Genomic DNA, 16,582 nt, shown 5'->3' on the forward strand with positions numbered 1-16,582 from the left:
CTGTTCGCAGGTCCCGCGGACGGCCTACCGGTCCGGCAGCCAGCCCAGCTGCACCAGCGGTGTCCCGCGCCTGCGCGACACGAACGTGCCCCGCCCCGGCGGCATCGGCCGCGCCCGTACGCCCCCCAGCACCTCTCCCTCGGCCCGGTCGCCCGACAGCACGACGCCCTGCGCGCCCAGCTCCCTCATCCGCTGCACGAAGGGCTCGTACGCCGCCCTCGACGCCCCCGCCGCACTGCGCGCCACGATGAAGCGGACGCCCACGTCCCGCGCGAACGGCAGGTGCTCCACCAGCGCGGCCAGCGGGTTCGACGCACCGGACCCCGCCGCCACCAGCTCGTAGTCGTCCACGATCACGAACAGCTGCGGACCGGTCCACCAGCTGCGGTCGCGCAGCTGCTGCGGGGTGACGTCCGCCGTCGGCGCCCGCCGCCCCATGACCGTGGCCACCGCCTCCATGTGCATCTGCATCGCGGCCGCCGTCGGCGCGTACTCCAGCAGGTGCGAGGGGGCCACCGCCTCCAGCATCGTCCGCCGGTAGTCGCCGACCACGATCCGCGCCTGGTCCGGGGTGTACCGCTCGGCCAGCTGCCTGGCGATCAGGCGCAGCAGCGCCGTCTTGCCCGACTCGCCCCCGCCGAAGACGAGGAAGAAGGGGTCGGTCTCGAAGTCCACGAAGACCGGCTCCAGGTCCGTCTCGTCGATGCCGATCGCGATGCCGTGCTGCGGGTACTCGAAGCCCTTCGGCAGCCGGTCGGCCGGCAGCGTGTGCGGCAGCAGCCGCACCGCGGGCGCACCCGGACCGGCCCAGCCCGCCCGTACCGCCCCGGTGAGGGCGGCCGTGGCCTCCGCCAGGTCCGCCGCGCCCGTACGGGCGTCCACCCGCGGCAGCGCGGCCATGAAGTGCAGCTTCTCGGCGACCTGCCCGCGGCCGGGCGCGCCCTGCGGCACGCTCGCGGCCACCTTCCGGTCGAACTCGGAGTCCATGGCGTCGCCGAGCCGCAGCTCCAGCCGTCCCAGCACCTGGTCCTTGAGCGCGGCCCGCACCTCCATGTAGCGGGAGGCCGTCAGCACCACGTGGACGCCGTAGCCCAGCCCCCGCGCCGCGATGTCCGCGACCACCGGCTCCAGCTGGTCGTAGTCCGCACGGAACGCCCCCCAGCCGTCCACCAGCAGGAACACGTCCCCGAACACCTCGTCCGGCAGCTCGCCCGCCGCCCGCCGGCGCCGGTACGCGGCCATGGAGTCCACCCCGTGCGCCCGGAAGAACTCCTCCCGGCGGGCCAGCACCCCGGCCACCTCCGCGACCGTGCGCCGCACCCGCTCCGGGTCCAGCCGCGAGGCCACCCCGCCCACGTGCGGCAGCCCCTCCAGGGCCGCCAGCCCGCCGCCCCCGAAGTCCAGCCCGTAGAACTGCACCTCGCGCGGGGTGTGCGTGAGCGCGAACGCCGCCACCAGGGTCCGCAGCAGCGCGGACTTGCCCGACTGCGGGCCCCCCACCACCATCAGGTGCCCCGCCGCGCCGGAGAAGTCCCGGTACAGCACCTCGCGCCGCTGCTCGAAGGGCTTGTCGATCAGACCGAGCGGCACCACCAGCCCGCCGGGCCGCGTGTACCCCTCCGCGTGCAGCCCGCGCTCCGCCGAGGAGCCCAGGGCCGGCAGCAGCTGGTCCAGCGGCGGGGCCTCGTCCAGCGGCGGCAGCCACACCTGGTGCGCGGGCACCCCCTGGCCCTCCAGCCGGCCCACGACCACGTCGAGCACCGACTCCGCCCGCTCCCGCGCCGCCCCCTCCGCGGCCGCCTTCTCCGCCGCCCGGTGCGCCGGGTCCGGCGCCGCGTACACCACCGGCACCGGAGCCGCCGTGAACAGCACCGGCCGCCGCTCCACCGGGAACGGCCCCGCCGACGGCTCCCGGCCGCCCGCCCGGTACGGGCCCGACACGTACGCCGCCTTGAACCGCACCATCTCGTCCGTACCGAACTTGAGGTAGCCCGAACCCGGCACCGACGGCAGGTGGTACGCGTCCGGCACGCCCAGCGCCGTCCGCGACTCCGCCGCCGAGAAGGTCCGCAGGCCGATCCGGTACGACAGGTAGGTGTCCAGCCCCCGCAGCCTGCCCTCCTCCAGGCGCTGCGAGGCCAGCAGCAGGTGCACGCCCAGCGAGCGCCCGATCCGGCCGATCTGGATGAACATGTCGATGAAGTCGGGCTTCGCGGTGAGGAGTTCGCTGAACTCGTCGATCACCAGCACCAGCGAGGCCAGCGGCTCCAGCGGGGCGCCGGCCGCCCGGGCCTTCTCGTAGTCGTGGACGTTCGCGTAGCTGCCCGCCGAGCGCAGCAGCTCCTGGCGCCGCTGGAGCTCGCCGCGGATCGAGTCGCCCATCCGGTCCACGAGCGTCAGGTCGTCGGCCAGGTTGGTGATCACCGCGGCCACGTGCGGCATCTGCGCCATCCCCGTGAACGTCGCACCGCCCTTGAAGTCCGCCAGGACGAAGTTCAGCGTCTCCGAGGTGTGCGTGACCGCCAGACCCAGCACCAGGGTCCGCAGCAGCTCCGACTTGCCCGAACCCGTCGCACCCACGCACAGCCCGTGCGGGCCCATGCCCTCCTGCGCCGCCTCCTTCAGGTCCAGCATCACCGGCGAGCCGTCCTCGCCCACCCCGATCGGCACCCGCAGCCGCTCACCCGCCGACCGCGGCCGCCAGGTCCGCGCCACGTCCACCGAGGCCGCATCACCCAGGTTCAGCAGGTCCGTGAAGTCCAGGTTCGCGAGCAGCGGCTCGTCCCCGTCCCCGCCGCCCGTGCGCAGCGGCGCCAGCTGCCGGGCCAGCGCCTCGGCCGCCGGCAGCGACAGGAAGTCCGGCACCCCCTCGTACGCCACCCCGCCGCCCGACTCCAGCAGCAGCCGCCCCCGCGACACCCGCACCGACAGACCGCCCGGCAGCCCCGGATCCGCGGCCGGCTGCGCGGCGCCCGCCGGCTCCCCGCTCGCCACCTCGACGACCGTCACCCCCTGGAGCCCCTCCGCCGCCGCGAACACCGACTCCGCGGGGAGGCCCCCGCCGCGCGGCGAGTCGGCGTCCAGCACCAGCACGACGTGCGGCTGGTCCAGCACCGGCGGCACGTCCCGGCTGAACCGCGGCCGCCCCTCCAGCCGGGGCGCGAGCAGCTCCTCCACCTCGGCCAGGTCCCCGCCGAACAGCCGCCGCGCACCGGCCCCGTCGACCCGCCCCGGCACCTGCGCGTGCGGCAGCCACTTCACCCAGTCCCAGGCCGCGGCCGCACCCGGCGCGGCCACCACGGCCACCACCAGGTCCTCGGGGGAGTGCAGCGCCACCAGCTGCGCCACCAGCGCCCGCACCGCCCCGCGCGCCGCCTCGCCGCCCGCACCCGGTTCCGGCCCGTCCCCCGACACCCCCAGGTGGTAGAACGCCCGCAGCGACACCGCCACCGGCAGCCCGTCCAGGTACGCGTGCGCCGCCAGGAACCGCTGCACCGCCCCCGCCGACAGCGGCTCCAGCTCGTCCACCGGAGCCGTCTCGGGCGCCACCAGCTCCGTCGCCAGCCGCTGCGCCCCCAGACCCAGCCGCGCCTGCCCGAAGTCCGCGTCCCCGACCCGCCGCTCCCACACCCGCGAGCCCTCGGCCACCACCGCCCACAACTGGTCCGGCGCCGGGTGCAGGTACAACTGCGCGTCCCGCTGCACCCGCGCGGTACGCCGCACCTGACGGCGCGTCTGCGACAAGTACTTCAGGTAGTCCCGCCGGACGTCCGCCACCTGCCCCTGCGTACCGCGCCGGAAGCGCACCACCTGCGCGACCACCATCGCCACCGTGGACGCCAGCATCACCGCGCCCATGATCCGCATGAACGGCTGCGGGGAGAGGAAGAAGAACACCACCGACGAGCCCATCCCCAGCGTCGGCAGCAGCTGCAGCAGCATCCCCTCCTGCTGCCCCCGCGCGAGCTCCGGCGGCGGCTCCAGCCTCAGCTCCTGCGAAGGGACCTCGGGCGGCAGGGACCGCGGCGGGCGTTTGACGACGATCTGGCTCACCGGAACATCAATCCCTCGACAGCGGACGGGGCGTCACCAGGCGCCCCCGGTACGGAGGTCCGGCCTCCGCGGCAGGTGATCCTACTGTCCGGGGGCCCCGCCGCCGCCGGGTAGGGTGACGCTCCGCACCGCCCGGCGCACCGGGTGCGCCACCGCGAACCAGGGGGTCAGACAAGGTGAGTACGGCCACAGCGACCGGCTTCTGCAGGGTCACGGTCGTGGCCCCGGACAGCCGCATCGACGTCGCCCTCCCCGAGGACATCGCCGTCGCCGACGTCTACCCCGAACTCCTGCGCCTCACCGGCCAGTCCCAGCCCGCAGGCACCCCCGCCGGCTACCACCTGGTCCGCCGCGACGGCCGCGTCCTCGACGGCGCCCGCACCCTCGCGGCCCAGCAGGTCCTCGACGGCGACGTGCTCAGCCTGCGCCCCTTCGCCGAGTCCCTGCCCCCGGCCGTGTTCGACGACGTGTCCGAGGCCGTGGCCGCCGCCGTGGTCCGCGACCGCCGCCGCTGGGACGACGGCATGCTCCGCGGCGCCGGCCTCGCCGGCACCGCCGTCCTCCTCGTCCTCATGGCCCTCGTCCTCTGGTACGCCGACCCGGTCCGCCACGACACGCACGGCCTCCCCGCAGCCGCCGCCGGCGCCGCGGGCCTCCTCCTCGCCGCGTACGCCGCCGTCCGCGCCCGCGTCTACCAGGACCGCGCCGCCGCCACCGCCCTCGGACTCGGCGCCCTCCCGCTGCTCCTCGTCGCCGGCTCCGGCATCGTCGCCCCGGCCGCCGGCCAGGGCCCCGGCCGCCTCCAGCTCCTCACCGGCTGCCTGTGCGTGCTGCTCGCCTCCGCGGCGCTGACCGCCCTCACCCCCGGCGGCGACGCCCCCTTCGTCGCGGCGGCCCTGCTCTCCGCCGCCGGCTCCCTCGCCTGCTTCCTCGCGATCCTCACCGGCGCCTCCGCCACCTCGGCCGCCGCCGTCTGCGCCCCCGCCGCCATCGGCCTCCTGGCCTTCCTCCCCGGCCTCTCCGCCCGCTTCGCCCGGCTCCCCATCGGCTACGCCGCCCCCCGCAGCGCCGCCGACGCCTACGAGCCCCCCGACCGCGCCCCCTACCCGGACCGCGCGGCCGGGGCCGCCGGGGCCCCGGCGGCCGTCGACGCCGAGCTCATCGCAGCCCGGGCCCGCCGCGGCCACGAGCTGCTGCTGGGCCTGGCCGCGGGCTGCTGCGCCCTCGTCACCGCCTCCGCCGCCGTCCTCGGCTCCTCCGACGGCACCTGGGCCCGGCTCCTCGCCCTCGCCGCCGGCCTGGCCGTCCTGATGCGCGCCCGCCTCTTCCGCTACACCTCCCAGGTCGCCTGCGCCCTGACCGCCGGCCTCGCCGCCGTGGTCCTGCTGGTCGTGCACCTGGCCGCGGACCCGCCGCAGCCCCTGCTGGACGCCCTGGTCCGGGGCGACCGCTCCGGCCTGGACCTGCGCGCCCTCTGGCTCACCGCGGCCCTCGCCCTCGGCGCCGCCCTCCTCGCCGCCGTCGCGCTGGTCATCCCCCGCACCGGCCTGTCACCGTTCTGGGGGCGCCTGCTCGACCTCACCGAGGCCGCCGTCCTGCTCAGCCTGGTCCCGCTGGCCCTCGCCGTCCTCGACGCCTACTCCGCGGCCCGCTCCCTCACCGGCTGAGGGGCGGCCCGGGGGACCGCCCGGGGAAACCCGCGGCGCCGCCGTCCGGGCTCCTGGTACGCTGTGTGACGGCCGTCTGTGTACGCAGCCCCCAGTTCCATGCAGTCCTCTGCACCGGGAGCGGGAAATGCGCGCGGCGGACCCGCCTCCCGAGTATCGGAAGCTCCTCAGAGACGTAGACCTGGGGCACTCGGTGGCCACGCATCATCACAAGGAGTGCACGTGCCGCTTGACACCGCCACGAAGAAGCAGATCATCGCCGAGTTCGGCACCAAGGAGGGCGACACCGGCTCCCCCGAGGTCCAGGTCGCGATGCTCTCCCGCCGCATCTCGGACCTGACCGAGCACCTGAAGGCCCACAAGCACGACCACCACTCCCGTCGTGGCCTGCTGATCCTGGTCGGCCAGCGCCGCCGCCTGCTGCAGTACCTGGCCAAGAAGGACATCGCGCGCTTCCGCGTCCTGGTCGAGCGCCTCGGCATCCGCCGCGGTGCCGCGGGCGCCAAGTAGGACGCTGTGAAGGGAGCGGTTCCCACACTGAGGGGGCCGCTCCCTTTGCTGTACGTGCGGGACGTACCGGACGCTTTGTAGTCTGGACCCACGTGCACAACTGAAGAGGAGGAGCGCCCTCCCTCACGCCGCCGGTCCTCGGTAGTGGCACCCGGAGAGCCCGTCGGGGCCCCGTACCGGGTGCTTCGATCGAAGACCGGCCTGCACGCGAGGAGCGCCTCTCCGCAACCGTCCGCCACCACACGGGTGACGGACGGAGACGACGAAAATGGAGAAAACGCTAGTGGAGAACGAGACCCACTACGCCGAGGCCGTCATCGACAACGGCACCTTCGGCACCCGCACCATCCGCTTCGAGACGGGCCGCCTGGCCCGCCAGGCCGCCGGCTCCGCCGTCGCGTACCTGGACGACGACACGATGGTCCTCTCCGCGACCACCGCGTCGAAGAAGCCCAAGGACCAGCTCGACTTCTTCCCCCTCACGGTGGACGTCGAGGAGCGCATGTACGCGGCCGGCAAGATCCCCGGCTCCTTCTTCCGCCGCGAGGGCCGCCCCTCCGAGGACGCGATCCTCACCTGCCGCCTGATCGACCGCCCGCTGCGCCCGTCCTTCAAGAAGGGCCTGCGCAACGAGATCCAGGTCGTCGCCACCGTCATGGCGCTGAACCCGGACCACCTGTACGACGTCATCGCGATCAACGCCGCGTCCGCGTCCACCCAGCTGGCCGGCCTGCCCTTCTCCGGCCCGATCGGCGGCGTCCGCGTCGCGCTGATCCGCGGCCAGTGGGTGGCGTTCCCGACGCACACCGAGCTCGAGGACGCCGTCTTCGACATGGTCGTCGCGGGCCGCACCCTCGAGGACGGCGACGTCGCGATCATGATGGTCGAGGCCGAGGCCACCGAGAAGACCATCCAGCTGGTCAAGGGCGGCGCCGAGGCGCCCACCGAGGAGGTCGTGGCCGCCGGCCTCGACGCCGCGAAGCCCTTCATCAAGGTCCTCTGCAAGGCCCAGTCGGACCTCGCCGCCAAGGCCGCCAAGCCCGAGGGCGAGTTCCCGGTCTTCCTGGACTACCAGGACGACGTGTACGCCGCCCTGGAGCAGGCCGTCCGCGGCGAGCTCGCGCAGGCGCTCACCATCGCCGGGAAGCAGGACCGCGAGGCGGAGCTCGACCGCGTCAAGGACATCGCCGCCGAGAAGCTCCTCCCGGCCTTCGAGGGCCGCGAGAAGGAGATCTCCGCCGCCTACCGCAGCCTGACCAAGGCCCTGGTGCGCGAGCGTGTCATCAAGGACAAGGTCCGCATCGACGGCCGCGGGATCACGGACATCCGCACCCTCGCCGCCGAGGTCGAGGCCATCCCGCGCGTGCACGGCTCGGCGCTGTTCGAGCGTGGCGAGACCCAGATCCTGGGCGTCACCACCCTCAACATGCTCCGCATGGAGCAGCAGCTGGACACCCTCTCCCCGGTGACCCGCAAGCGCTACATGCACAACTACAACTTCCCGCCGTACTCCGTCGGCGAGACCGGCCGCGTCGGCTCCCCGAAGCGCCGCGAGATCGGCCACGGCGCGCTCGCCGAGCGCGCGATCGTGCCGGTCCTGCCGACCCGCGAGGAGTTCCCCTACGCGATCCGCCAGGTGTCCGAGGCCCTCGGCTCCAACGGCTCGACGTCCATGGGCTCGGTCTGCGCCTCCACCATGTCGCTGCTGAACGCCGGTGTGCCCCTCAAGGCCCCCGTCGCCGGCATCGCCATGGGCCTGATCTCCCAGGAGATCGACGGCAAGACCCACTACGTCGCCCTCACCGACATCCTCGGTGCGGAGGACGCCTTCGGCGACATGGACTTCAAGGTCGCCGGCACCAAGGAGTTCGTCACCGCGCTCCAGCTGGACACCAAGCTCGACGGCATCCCGGCCTCCGTCCTGGCCGCCGCCCTCAAGCAGGCCCGCGACGCCCGCCTCCACATCCTCGACGTGATGATGGAAGCGATCGACACGCCGGACGCCATGTCCCCCTTCGCCCCGCGGATCATCACCGTCAAGATCCCCGTGGACAAGATCGGCGAGGTCATCGGCCCCAAGGGCAAGATGATCAACCAGATCCAGGAGGACACCGGCGCCGAGATCACGATCGAGGACGACGGCACCATCTACATCGGCGCCGCCGACGGCCCGGCCGCCGAGGCCGCCCGCGCCACGATCAACCAGATCGCCAACCCGACCATGCCGGAGGTCGGCGAGCGGTACCTGGGTACGGTCGTCAAGACCACCACCTTCGGTGCCTTCGTCTCCCTCATGCCCGGCAAGGACGGCCTGCTGCACATCTCGCAGATCCGCAAGCTCGCCGGTGGCAAGCGCGTGGAGAACGTCGAGGACGTGCTCGCGGTCGGCACCAAGGTCCAGGTCGAGATCGCCGAGATCGACCAGCGCGGCAAGCTCTCCCTGATCCCCGTGATCGAGGGCGAGGCCGACGCGGACGCCGCCGACGAGAACAAGGACGACTCCGACAAGTGACGTCGCGTAGTTCCCGGCCGACGGCCCGCCCCTCTTCGGAGGGGCGGGCCGTCGCCCGTACCCAAACCCTCCTCAAGGGCCGTGACGGCATCGGCACCGTCCGCCGCACGACCCTTCCCGGCGGACTGCGCATCGTCACCGAGACGCTGCCCTCCGTCCGCTCCGCCACCTTCGGCATCTGGGCCCACGTCGGCTCCCGCGACGAGACCCCCACGCTGAACGGCGCCACGCACTACCTCGAGCACCTCCTCTTCAAGGGCACGCACAAGCGCTCCGCCCTCGACATCTCCTCCGCGATCGACGCGGTCGGCGGCGAGATGAACGCCTTCACGGCGAAGGAGTACACCTGCTACTACGCGCGGGTGCTCGACACGGACCTGCCGCTGGCGATCGACGTGGTCTGCGACATGCTCACGGGCTCGCTGATCCTCGAATCCGACGTGGACGCCGAGCGCGGGGTCATCCTCGAAGAGATCGCGATGACCGAGGACGACCCGGGCGACATGGTCCACGACCTGTTCGCCCACACCATGCTCGGCGACACCCCGCTGGGCCGCCCCGTCCTCGGCTCCGTGGACACGATCAACGCGCTCACCCGCGACCAGATCGCCCGCTTCTACAAGAAGCACTACGACCCCACGCACCTGGTCGTCGCCGCCGCGGGCAACGTCGACCACGCCAAGGTCGTCCGCCAGGTCCGCGCCGCCTTCGAGAAGGCCGGCGCCCTCGGCCGCACCGACGCCGTCCCCGTCGCCCCCCGCACCGGCAGCCGCACCCTGCGCACCGCCGGCCGGGTCGAGCTCCTCGGCCGCAAGACCGAGCAGGCGCACGTGGTCCTCGGCATGCCGGGCCTGGCCCGCACCGACGAGCGCCGCTGGGCCCTCGGCGTGCTGAACACCGCCCTCGGCGGCGGCATGTCCTCCCGCCTCTTCCAGGAGGTCCGGGAGAAGCGCGGGCTCGCCTACAGCGTGTACTCGTACACCTCCGGGTTCGCCGACTGCGGCCTCTTCGGGGTGTACGCGGGCTGCCGCCCCAACCAGGTGCACGACGTCCTGAAGATCTGCCGCGACGAGCTGGACAAGGTCGCCGCGGAGGGACTGACCGACGAGGAGATCCGGCGCGCCATCGGCCAGCTCTCCGGCTCCACCGTCCTCGGCCTCGAGGACACCGGCGCCCTGATGAACCGCATCGGCAAGAGCGAGCTGTGCTGGGGCAGCCAGATGTCCGTCGACGACATGCTCGCCGGCATCGCGGCGGTCACCCCGGACGACGTCCGCGCCGTCGCACAGGATGTACTGGCCCAGCGCCCCTCCCTGTCGGTGATCGGCCCGCTGAAGGAGAAGCAGGCCGCCCGCCTCGACGAAGCGGTCGCCTGATGTCCGTACGTACGTAAGGAAGCGAAGACATGAGCAAGCTGCGCGTGGCGGTCCTCGGGGCCCAGGGCCGGATCGGCTCCGAGGCCGTCCGGGCCGTCGAGGCCGCCGAGGACATGGAACTGGTCGCGGCGCTCGGCCGCGGCGACAAGCTGGAGACGCTGGCCGAGGCCGGCGCCCAGGTCGCGGTCGAGCTGACCACGCCCGCCTCCGTGATGGGCAACCTCGACTTCTGCGTCCGCCACGGCATCCACGCCGTCGTGGGCACCACGGGCTGGACCGCGGACCGCCTCGCGCAGCTGGACACCTGGCTCTCCGGCTCCCCGGAGACCGGTGTGCTCATCGCCCCGAACTTCTCCATCGGGGCCGTCCTCACCATGAAGTTCGCCGCCCAGGCCGCGCGCTACTTCGAATCGGTCGAGGTGGTCGAGCTGCACCACCCCCACAAGGTCGACGCCCCCTCCGGCACCGCCACCCGCACCGCCCAGCTCATCGCCGAGGCCCGGACGAAGGCAGGCTGCGCCCCGCAGCCCGACGCCACGTCCACCGCCCTCGACGGGGCGCGCGGCGCGAACGTGGACGGCGTCCCCGTGCACGCCGTCCGGCTGCGCGGGCTCCTGGCCCACCAGGAGGTCCTCCTCGGCGGCGAGGGCGAGACCCTGACCATCCGCCACGACTCCCTGCACCACAGCAGCTTCATGCCGGGCATCCTGCTCGGCGCCCGCCGCGTGGTGCGCACCCCGGGCCTCACCTTCGGCCTGGAAAACTTCCTCGACCTCGGCTGAGCAGGCGGCACCACCCATGCGCGCGAAGATCACGTACTTCCTCACGGCGGCCGTCCTGGTCGTCTACTTCGTCCTGGCCGGCAGCAGGGGCCTGGTGCTCCTGCAGCAGGGCACCTGGCTCACCGTCACCTTCGGCGCGGCCGTGCTGATCCTGCCGGTCATCGGCGTCTGGTTCCTGTGGCAGAACACCCGCTTCGTCACCCGCGCGAACCGGCTCGCCGCCGAACTGGAGGCCGAGGGCGGCCTCCCCGAGGACGAACTGGCCCGTGACGCGTACGGCCGCATCCTCCGCGACTCCGCGGACGAGGTCTTCGCGCGCCGCCGGGCCGAGACCGAGGACGCGCCGGACGACTGGCGCAACTGGTTCCGCCTCGCCGTGGCCTACCACGACGCCCGGGACACCCCCCGGGCCCGCAAGGCCATGCAGCGCGCCATCGCCCTGCACGCGCAGGAGCCCGTACGGATCTGAGGTCCGTACGGGCTCCGGCCCCGGCCGTACGGGCCGGGAGGACGAGCTGTTCAGCCGGCGTGGGCCAGGGGCCGGCGCTCCGCGGACCAGGCGGCCAGCACGTCGGCGGCCCGGTCGAAGGCCTCGGTCCGCGACAGGAAGTCGGCGTTGTGGTCGGTCAGCAGCGCCACGGGCTGCCCCCCGTCCACGACCGCCGTCAGGGCCTGCCCCTGCACCGTCCGCGGCAGCCCCAGCCACCGCACCGGCTGCTGGACCGTCCGCAGCCCGGAGACCGCGCTCCAGGAGTGCGTACGGGTCCTCAGGAAGGACACCCGGCGCAGCCCGCGGGGGCTCACCCACACGCCCATCCGCAGCAGCCGCAGCGCGGCCGCGATCACCAGCGCGGCGGCCGCGAAGCACGCCGCGGCCCCGCCGTACGCCCCCGCGAAGGCGATGACCATCACGGCGAGCAGCATGAACGAGGCCAGGAGCAGCAGCAGGGCGCCCGCGGCCACCCGCCAGGGGCCGGGCCGGTAGGGGCGCCGCCAGCGCTCGTGGTCGTGGAAGGGCAGAGCGGAGTCGTCATCTTGCGCGTCGAATGCGCTGTCCGCCGTCAGGAAGGGCAGGGGCACGGCTGATCCTCACTCACATGCACATTCGGTCGGGCTGTGCCCCGTGAGGCTATCCAGCCCGGTTTCGGCCTTCCACCCCAGGGGCGCCGGACGGGTCAGCGGCGGTCGGCCTGCGACTGCCGCACCTCGCCGGACTTCTGCTGCGGCTGGAGGGAGGGCATCCCGAAGAGCAGCGCGCCGACCAGACCGGACACCACTGTGAGTCCGACCAGACTACGGGCGGCGATCTGAGTCCTGCTCAGACTCTCGCGCGGCGGAGGAGTGACGTTACTGCGGAACCGGTCGGCCTCGGCGACGAAGGCGAAGGGCACGGGCTCGCGCCGGCGAAACATGAAGGGCTCTCCTCACGGCTGCACGCCCGCTGGAAGGGCGCCGGAACGGGATCACGCGTTGCTACCCGGTCAGACGAACGGCGGAGCCCATCGGTGCCGGTTTCCGGCAGATTGACCGAAAATCCTGCGAGGCGCCCGTTGCGGGTGTTGTCGGCGGGGCGCCGTAGAGTAAGCGCCGCCCGTGCGATGCGACTGGAAGGACCCCGCCGGTGAGCGAGACCCCCGCACCCGACCTGAAGCCCAGCTTCCGCAGCGATGTCACCGTGGAGCTGGTGAAGCACTCCGCCGCCGACTCCGACGTGCTGTGGGCGGCTCGTGTGTCGACGGCCGGCGAGCAGTCCCTGGACGAGCTCCAGAAGGACCCCGAGCGCTCGAAGGGGCTCATCAACTACCTGATGCGGGACCGCCACGGCAGCCCGTTCGAGCACAACTCGATGACCTTCTTCATCAGCGCCCCCATCTTCGTGTTCCGCGAGTTCATGCGGCACCGCGTGGGCTGGTCGTACAACGAGGAGTCGGGCCGCTACAGGGAGCTGCAGCCCGTCTTCTACGTCCCCGGCGCCGAGCGCAGGCTCGTCCAGGAGGGCCGCCCCGGCAAGTACGTCTTCGTCGAGGGCACCGAGGCCCAGCACGAGCTGACCGCCCGGTCCATGGAGGACTCCTACCGCCAGGCGTACGAGGCCTACCAGGAGATGCTGGCCGCCGGAGTGGCCCGCGAGGTGGCCCGCGCGGTCCTGCCCGTCGGCCTCTTCTCCTCGATGTACGCCACGTGCAACGCCCGCTCCCTCATGCACTTCCTCGGCCTGCGCACCCAGCACGAGCTGGCCGCCGTCCCCTCCTTCCCGCAGCGCGAGATCGAGATGGTCGGCGAGAAGATGGAGGAGCAGTGGGCCCGCCTCATGCCCCTCACCTACGCGGCCTTCAACGCGAACGGACGCGTGGCCCCGTAGCGGACGCATGTTCGCCACCATCCACCGAAGTGTCCGTATTGCGACGTTTCGTGAAGTTCATCTAGGCTGATCAAACGGACCCGGCACTGCTTGAACCCCCGAGCAGGCAGTGCCGGGCTCCGACGCCCTCATCACGTCCCCCGAGGGGACACCGCGGGGAGAGCAGCGAGTAGCGTGTTACCCATGGCTCCGATCTCCACTCCGCAGACCCCCTTCGGGCGGGTCCTCACCGCCATGATCACGCCCTTCACGGCGGACGGCGCACTCGACCTCGACGGCGCGCAGCGACTCGCTGCCCACCTGGTGGACGCAGGCAACGACGGCCTGATCGTCAACGGCACCACCGGCGAGTCCCCGACCACCAGCGACGCGGAGAAAACCGACCTCGTACGAGCCGTACTGGAGGCGGTAGGAGACCGCGCCCACGTGGTCGCCGGCATCGGCAGCAACGACACCCACCACACCCTCGAACTCACCCGCGCGGCCGAGCGCGCCGGCGCCCACGCCCTCCTCGCCGTGACCCCGTACTACAACAAGCCCCCGCAAGAGGCGCTGTACCGGCACTTCACGGCCGTCGCCGACGCCACCGAGCTGCCCGTCATGCTGTACGACATCCCCGGCCGCACCGGCGTCCCGATCGACACCGAGACCCTGGTCCGCCTCGCCGAGCACCCGCGCATCGTCGCCAACAAGGACGCCAAGGGCGACCTCGGTGCCGCCAGCTGGGCCATCGCCCGCTCCGGCCTCGCCTGGTACTCCGGCGACGACATGCTGAACCTCCCGCTGCTCTCCGTGGGCGCCGCGGGCTTCGTCTCCGTGGTCGGCCACCTGGTCGCCCCCGACCTGCGCGCCCTGGTCGAGGCCCACCTGGCCGGCGAGGTCCAGAAGGCCACCGAGATCCACCAGAAGCTGCTCCCGGTCTACACCGGCATGTTCCGCACCCAGGGCGTCATGACCACGAAGGCCGCCCTGGCCCTCCAGGGCCTGCCCGCGGGCCCGCTGCGCCTCCCGCTGATCGGCCTGTCCGAGCAGGAGACCGCGCAGCTCAAGCTGGATCTCGCCGCCGGCGGGGTACAGCTCTGACAACGGACTTCACAACTGAATAGCTGCACCGGAAGCGTGCAGCGCGAGAAAGACCAGCCCGACCAAGACGACGCACGTGCACGTATGTCGTGTGCGCCCGGCCCCAGAGGCACGCGGCGCGCACGGTGAGGAGATATTTTGAGCCATCCGCATCCTGAACTCGGCCCGCCGCCGAAGCTGCCCAAGGGCGGCCTCCGGGTCACCCCCCTGGGAGGCCTGGGCGAGATCGGCCGGAACATGACGGTCTTCGAGTTCGACGGCAGGCTGCTGATCGTCGACTGCGGCGTCCTCTTCCCGGAGGAGGAGCAGCCGGGCATCGACCTGATCCTGCCGGACTTCTCGTCCATCAGGGACCGCCTCGACGACATCGAGGGCATCGTGCTCACGCACGGGCACGAGGACCACATCGGCGCCGTCCCCTACCTCCTCCGGGAGAAGCCGGACATCCCGCTGATCGGTTCCAAGCTGACCCTCGCGCTCATCGAGGCGAAGCTCCAGGAGCACCGCATCCGCCCCTACACCCTCGAGGTGAAGGAGGGCGAGCGCGAGAACCTGGGCCCCTTCGACTGCGAGTTCATCGCGGTCAACCACTCCATCCCGGACGCCCTGGCCGTCGCCATCCGCACCCCCGCGGGCCTGGTGGTCGCCACCGGCGACTTCAAGATGGACCAGCTCCCGATGGACAACCGCCTGACGGACCTGCACGCCTTCGCCCGCCTGAGCGAGGAGGGCATCGACCTCCTCCTCTCGGACTCGACGAACGCCGAGGTCCCGGGCTTCGTCCCGCCCGAGCGCGATATCTCGAACGTCATCCGCGGGGTCTTCGCGGGCGCCCAGAAGCGGATCATCGTGGCGAGCTTCGCCAGCCACGTGCACCGCATCCAGCAGGTCCTCGACGCGGCGCACGAGTACGGCCGCCGGGTCGCCTTCGTCGGCCGCTCGATGGTCCGGAACATGGGCATCGCCCGCGACCTGGGCTACCTGCGCGTCCCCGCCGGGCTGATCGTCGACGTCAAGACCCTCGACGACCTGCCGGACGACGAGGTCGTGCTCGTCTGTACGGGCTCCCAGGGCGAGCCGATGGCGGCCCTGTCCCGGATGGCGAACCGCGACCACCAGATCCGGATCGTCCCCGGGGACACGGTCATCCTGGCCTCGTCCCTGATCCCGGGCAACGAGAACGCGGTCTACCGCGTGATCAACGGCCTGACCCGCTGGGGCGCCCACGTGGTCCACAAGGGCAACGCCAAGGTGCACGTCTCGGGCCACGCCTCCGCCGGCGAGCTGCTCTACTTCTACAACATCTGCAAGCCGAAGAACCTGATGCCGGTCCACGGCGAATGGCGCCACCTGCGGGCCAACGCCGAGCTGGGCGTCATGACGGGCGTCCCCGCGGACCGCATCGTCATCGCGGAGGACGGCGTGGTCGTCGACCTGGTCGACGGCAAGGCCCGCATCACGGGCAAGGTCCAGGCGGGCTACGTCTACGTGGACGGCCTCTCGGTCGGCGATGTCACGGAGGCCTCGCTCAAGGACCGCCGCATCCTCGGCGACGAGGGCATCATCTCGGTCTTCATCGTGGTGGACAGCACCACCGGCAAGGTCGTGGGCGGCCCGAACATCAACGCCCGCGGCTCCGGCATCGAGGACTCGGCCTTCTCGGCCGTGGTCCCCAAGATCGAAGAGGCCATCGCCCGGGCCGCCGCGGACGGCGTCGCCGAGCCGCACCAGCTGCAGCAGCTCATCCGCCGCACGCTGGGCAAGTGGGTCTCCGACGGCTACCGCCGCCGGCCGATGATCCTGCCGGTCGTGGTCGAGGTCTGACCCCGCCCGTACAGCCCGCACGGGAGCGGGGCAACCGGATTTGCGTCCGGGGGCCCCGCTCCAGTACGTTTACGTCTCCGCCTCGGAAGGAACCCGGGCACACACGTGTGCCTCGACCCCTGAGAGGCCGGGCGGACAAACAGACCGGGGAAACCTGATATGGTCTGGACCGCCCGAAAGGGAAAGGCCTTCCAACGGCCACCGAATTCAAATCCAAGCCGGAAACGGCACGGAAATGATCTGGTAGAGTTGGAAACGCGGGAAGGGAAAAGCGCGAAAGCGGCTTGGACCGGAAAGCGCCGAGGAAATCGGGTCCGGAAAGATCTGATAGAGTCGGAAACGCAGGAACGAAGGAAGCGCCCGGAGGAAAGCCCGAGAGGGTCAGTACAAAGGAAGCGTCCGCACCTTGAGAA

Annotated in this window: 12 protein-coding genes; 9 read left to right on the top strand and 3 right to left on the bottom strand. The window is 72.3% G+C overall.

What is annotated here, in order from left to right:
- Positions 1-24 precede the first annotated feature (24 nt).
- A complete protein-coding gene (gene eccCa / locus ACZ7JZ_RS17665) occupies positions 25-4,053 on the bottom strand; it encodes a type VII secretion protein EccCa (RefSeq protein ID WP_470939720.1) in 4,029 nt (1,342 codons plus the stop codon).
- A 176-nt stretch (positions 4,054-4,229) separates the two neighbouring features.
- Between eccCa and eccD the strand changes: the two genes are divergently transcribed.
- The 6 genes from eccD (at position 4,230) to ACZ7JZ_RS17695 (ending at position 11,369) form a co-directional block, all read left to right on the top strand.
- Positions 4,230-5,720 (top strand): type VII secretion integral membrane protein EccD, encoded by a 1,491-nt coding sequence (gene eccD, locus ACZ7JZ_RS17670; RefSeq protein ID WP_470939723.1) that lies wholly within the window; start codon positions 4,230-4,232, stop codon positions 5,718-5,720.
- Between the two features lie 222 nt (positions 5,721-5,942).
- Positions 5,943-6,230, top strand: coding sequence for a 30S ribosomal protein S15 (gene rpsO / locus ACZ7JZ_RS17675; protein WP_365048709.1), 288 nt, complete (start codon positions 5,943-5,945; stop codon positions 6,228-6,230).
- Positions 6,231-6,513: 283 nt separating this feature from the next.
- Positions 6,514-8,742, top strand: a complete 2,229-nt coding sequence (locus ACZ7JZ_RS17680; RefSeq protein ID WP_470939780.1) for a polyribonucleotide nucleotidyltransferase — start codon at positions 6,514-6,516, stop codon at positions 8,740-8,742.
- On the top strand, positions 8,739-10,118 hold the full coding sequence (locus ACZ7JZ_RS17685; protein WP_470939727.1) for a M16 family metallopeptidase: 1,380 nt from the start codon (positions 8,739-8,741) through the stop codon (positions 10,116-10,118). The genes ACZ7JZ_RS17680 and ACZ7JZ_RS17685 overlap by 4 nt, the downstream gene beginning before the upstream one ends.
- A gap of 29 nt (positions 10,119-10,147) precedes the next feature.
- Complete coding sequence (dapB, locus tag ACZ7JZ_RS17690; RefSeq protein ID WP_470939730.1) at positions 10,148-10,900, top strand: 4-hydroxy-tetrahydrodipicolinate reductase; 753 nt, start codon at positions 10,148-10,150, stop codon at positions 10,898-10,900.
- 16 nt (positions 10,901-10,916) lie between these two features.
- Positions 10,917-11,369 (top strand): hypothetical protein, encoded by a 453-nt coding sequence (locus ACZ7JZ_RS17695; RefSeq protein WP_470939733.1) that lies wholly within the window; start codon positions 10,917-10,919, stop codon positions 11,367-11,369.
- Positions 11,370-11,419: 50 nt separating this feature from the next.
- On the opposite strand, the gene ACZ7JZ_RS17700 is transcribed toward ACZ7JZ_RS17695, so the two are convergent.
- Both ACZ7JZ_RS17700 and ACZ7JZ_RS17705 read right to left on the bottom strand, forming a co-directional pair.
- A complete protein-coding gene (locus tag ACZ7JZ_RS17700) occupies positions 11,420-11,980 on the bottom strand; it encodes a hypothetical protein (protein WP_470939736.1) in 561 nt (186 codons plus the stop codon).
- Positions 11,981-12,075: 95 nt separating this feature from the next.
- A complete protein-coding gene (locus tag ACZ7JZ_RS17705) occupies positions 12,076-12,312 on the bottom strand; it encodes a hypothetical protein (protein ID WP_470939739.1) in 237 nt (78 codons plus the stop codon).
- A 209-nt stretch (positions 12,313-12,521) separates the two neighbouring features.
- Between ACZ7JZ_RS17705 and thyX the strand changes: the two genes are divergently transcribed.
- The 3 genes from thyX (at position 12,522) to ACZ7JZ_RS17720 (ending at position 16,169) form a co-directional block, all read left to right on the top strand.
- Positions 12,522-13,262 carry an FAD-dependent thymidylate synthase gene (thyX, locus tag ACZ7JZ_RS17710; RefSeq protein ID WP_470939742.1) on the top strand — a complete coding sequence of 247 codons (741 nt, stop codon included), beginning with the start codon at positions 12,522-12,524 and terminating at the stop codon, positions 13,260-13,262.
- Between the two features lie 183 nt (positions 13,263-13,445).
- Positions 13,446-14,345 (top strand): 4-hydroxy-tetrahydrodipicolinate synthase, encoded by a 900-nt coding sequence (dapA, locus tag ACZ7JZ_RS17715; RefSeq protein WP_470939745.1) that lies wholly within the window; start codon positions 13,446-13,448, stop codon positions 14,343-14,345.
- A 138-nt stretch (positions 14,346-14,483) separates the two neighbouring features.
- Positions 14,484-16,169 carry a ribonuclease J gene (locus ACZ7JZ_RS17720; RefSeq protein ID WP_470939747.1) on the top strand — a complete coding sequence of 562 codons (1,686 nt, stop codon included), beginning with the start codon at positions 14,484-14,486 and terminating at the stop codon, positions 16,167-16,169.
- Positions 16,170-16,582: the final 413 nt, after the last annotated feature.

This window comes from Streptomyces sp. NPDC038213 (assembly GCF_055600495.1).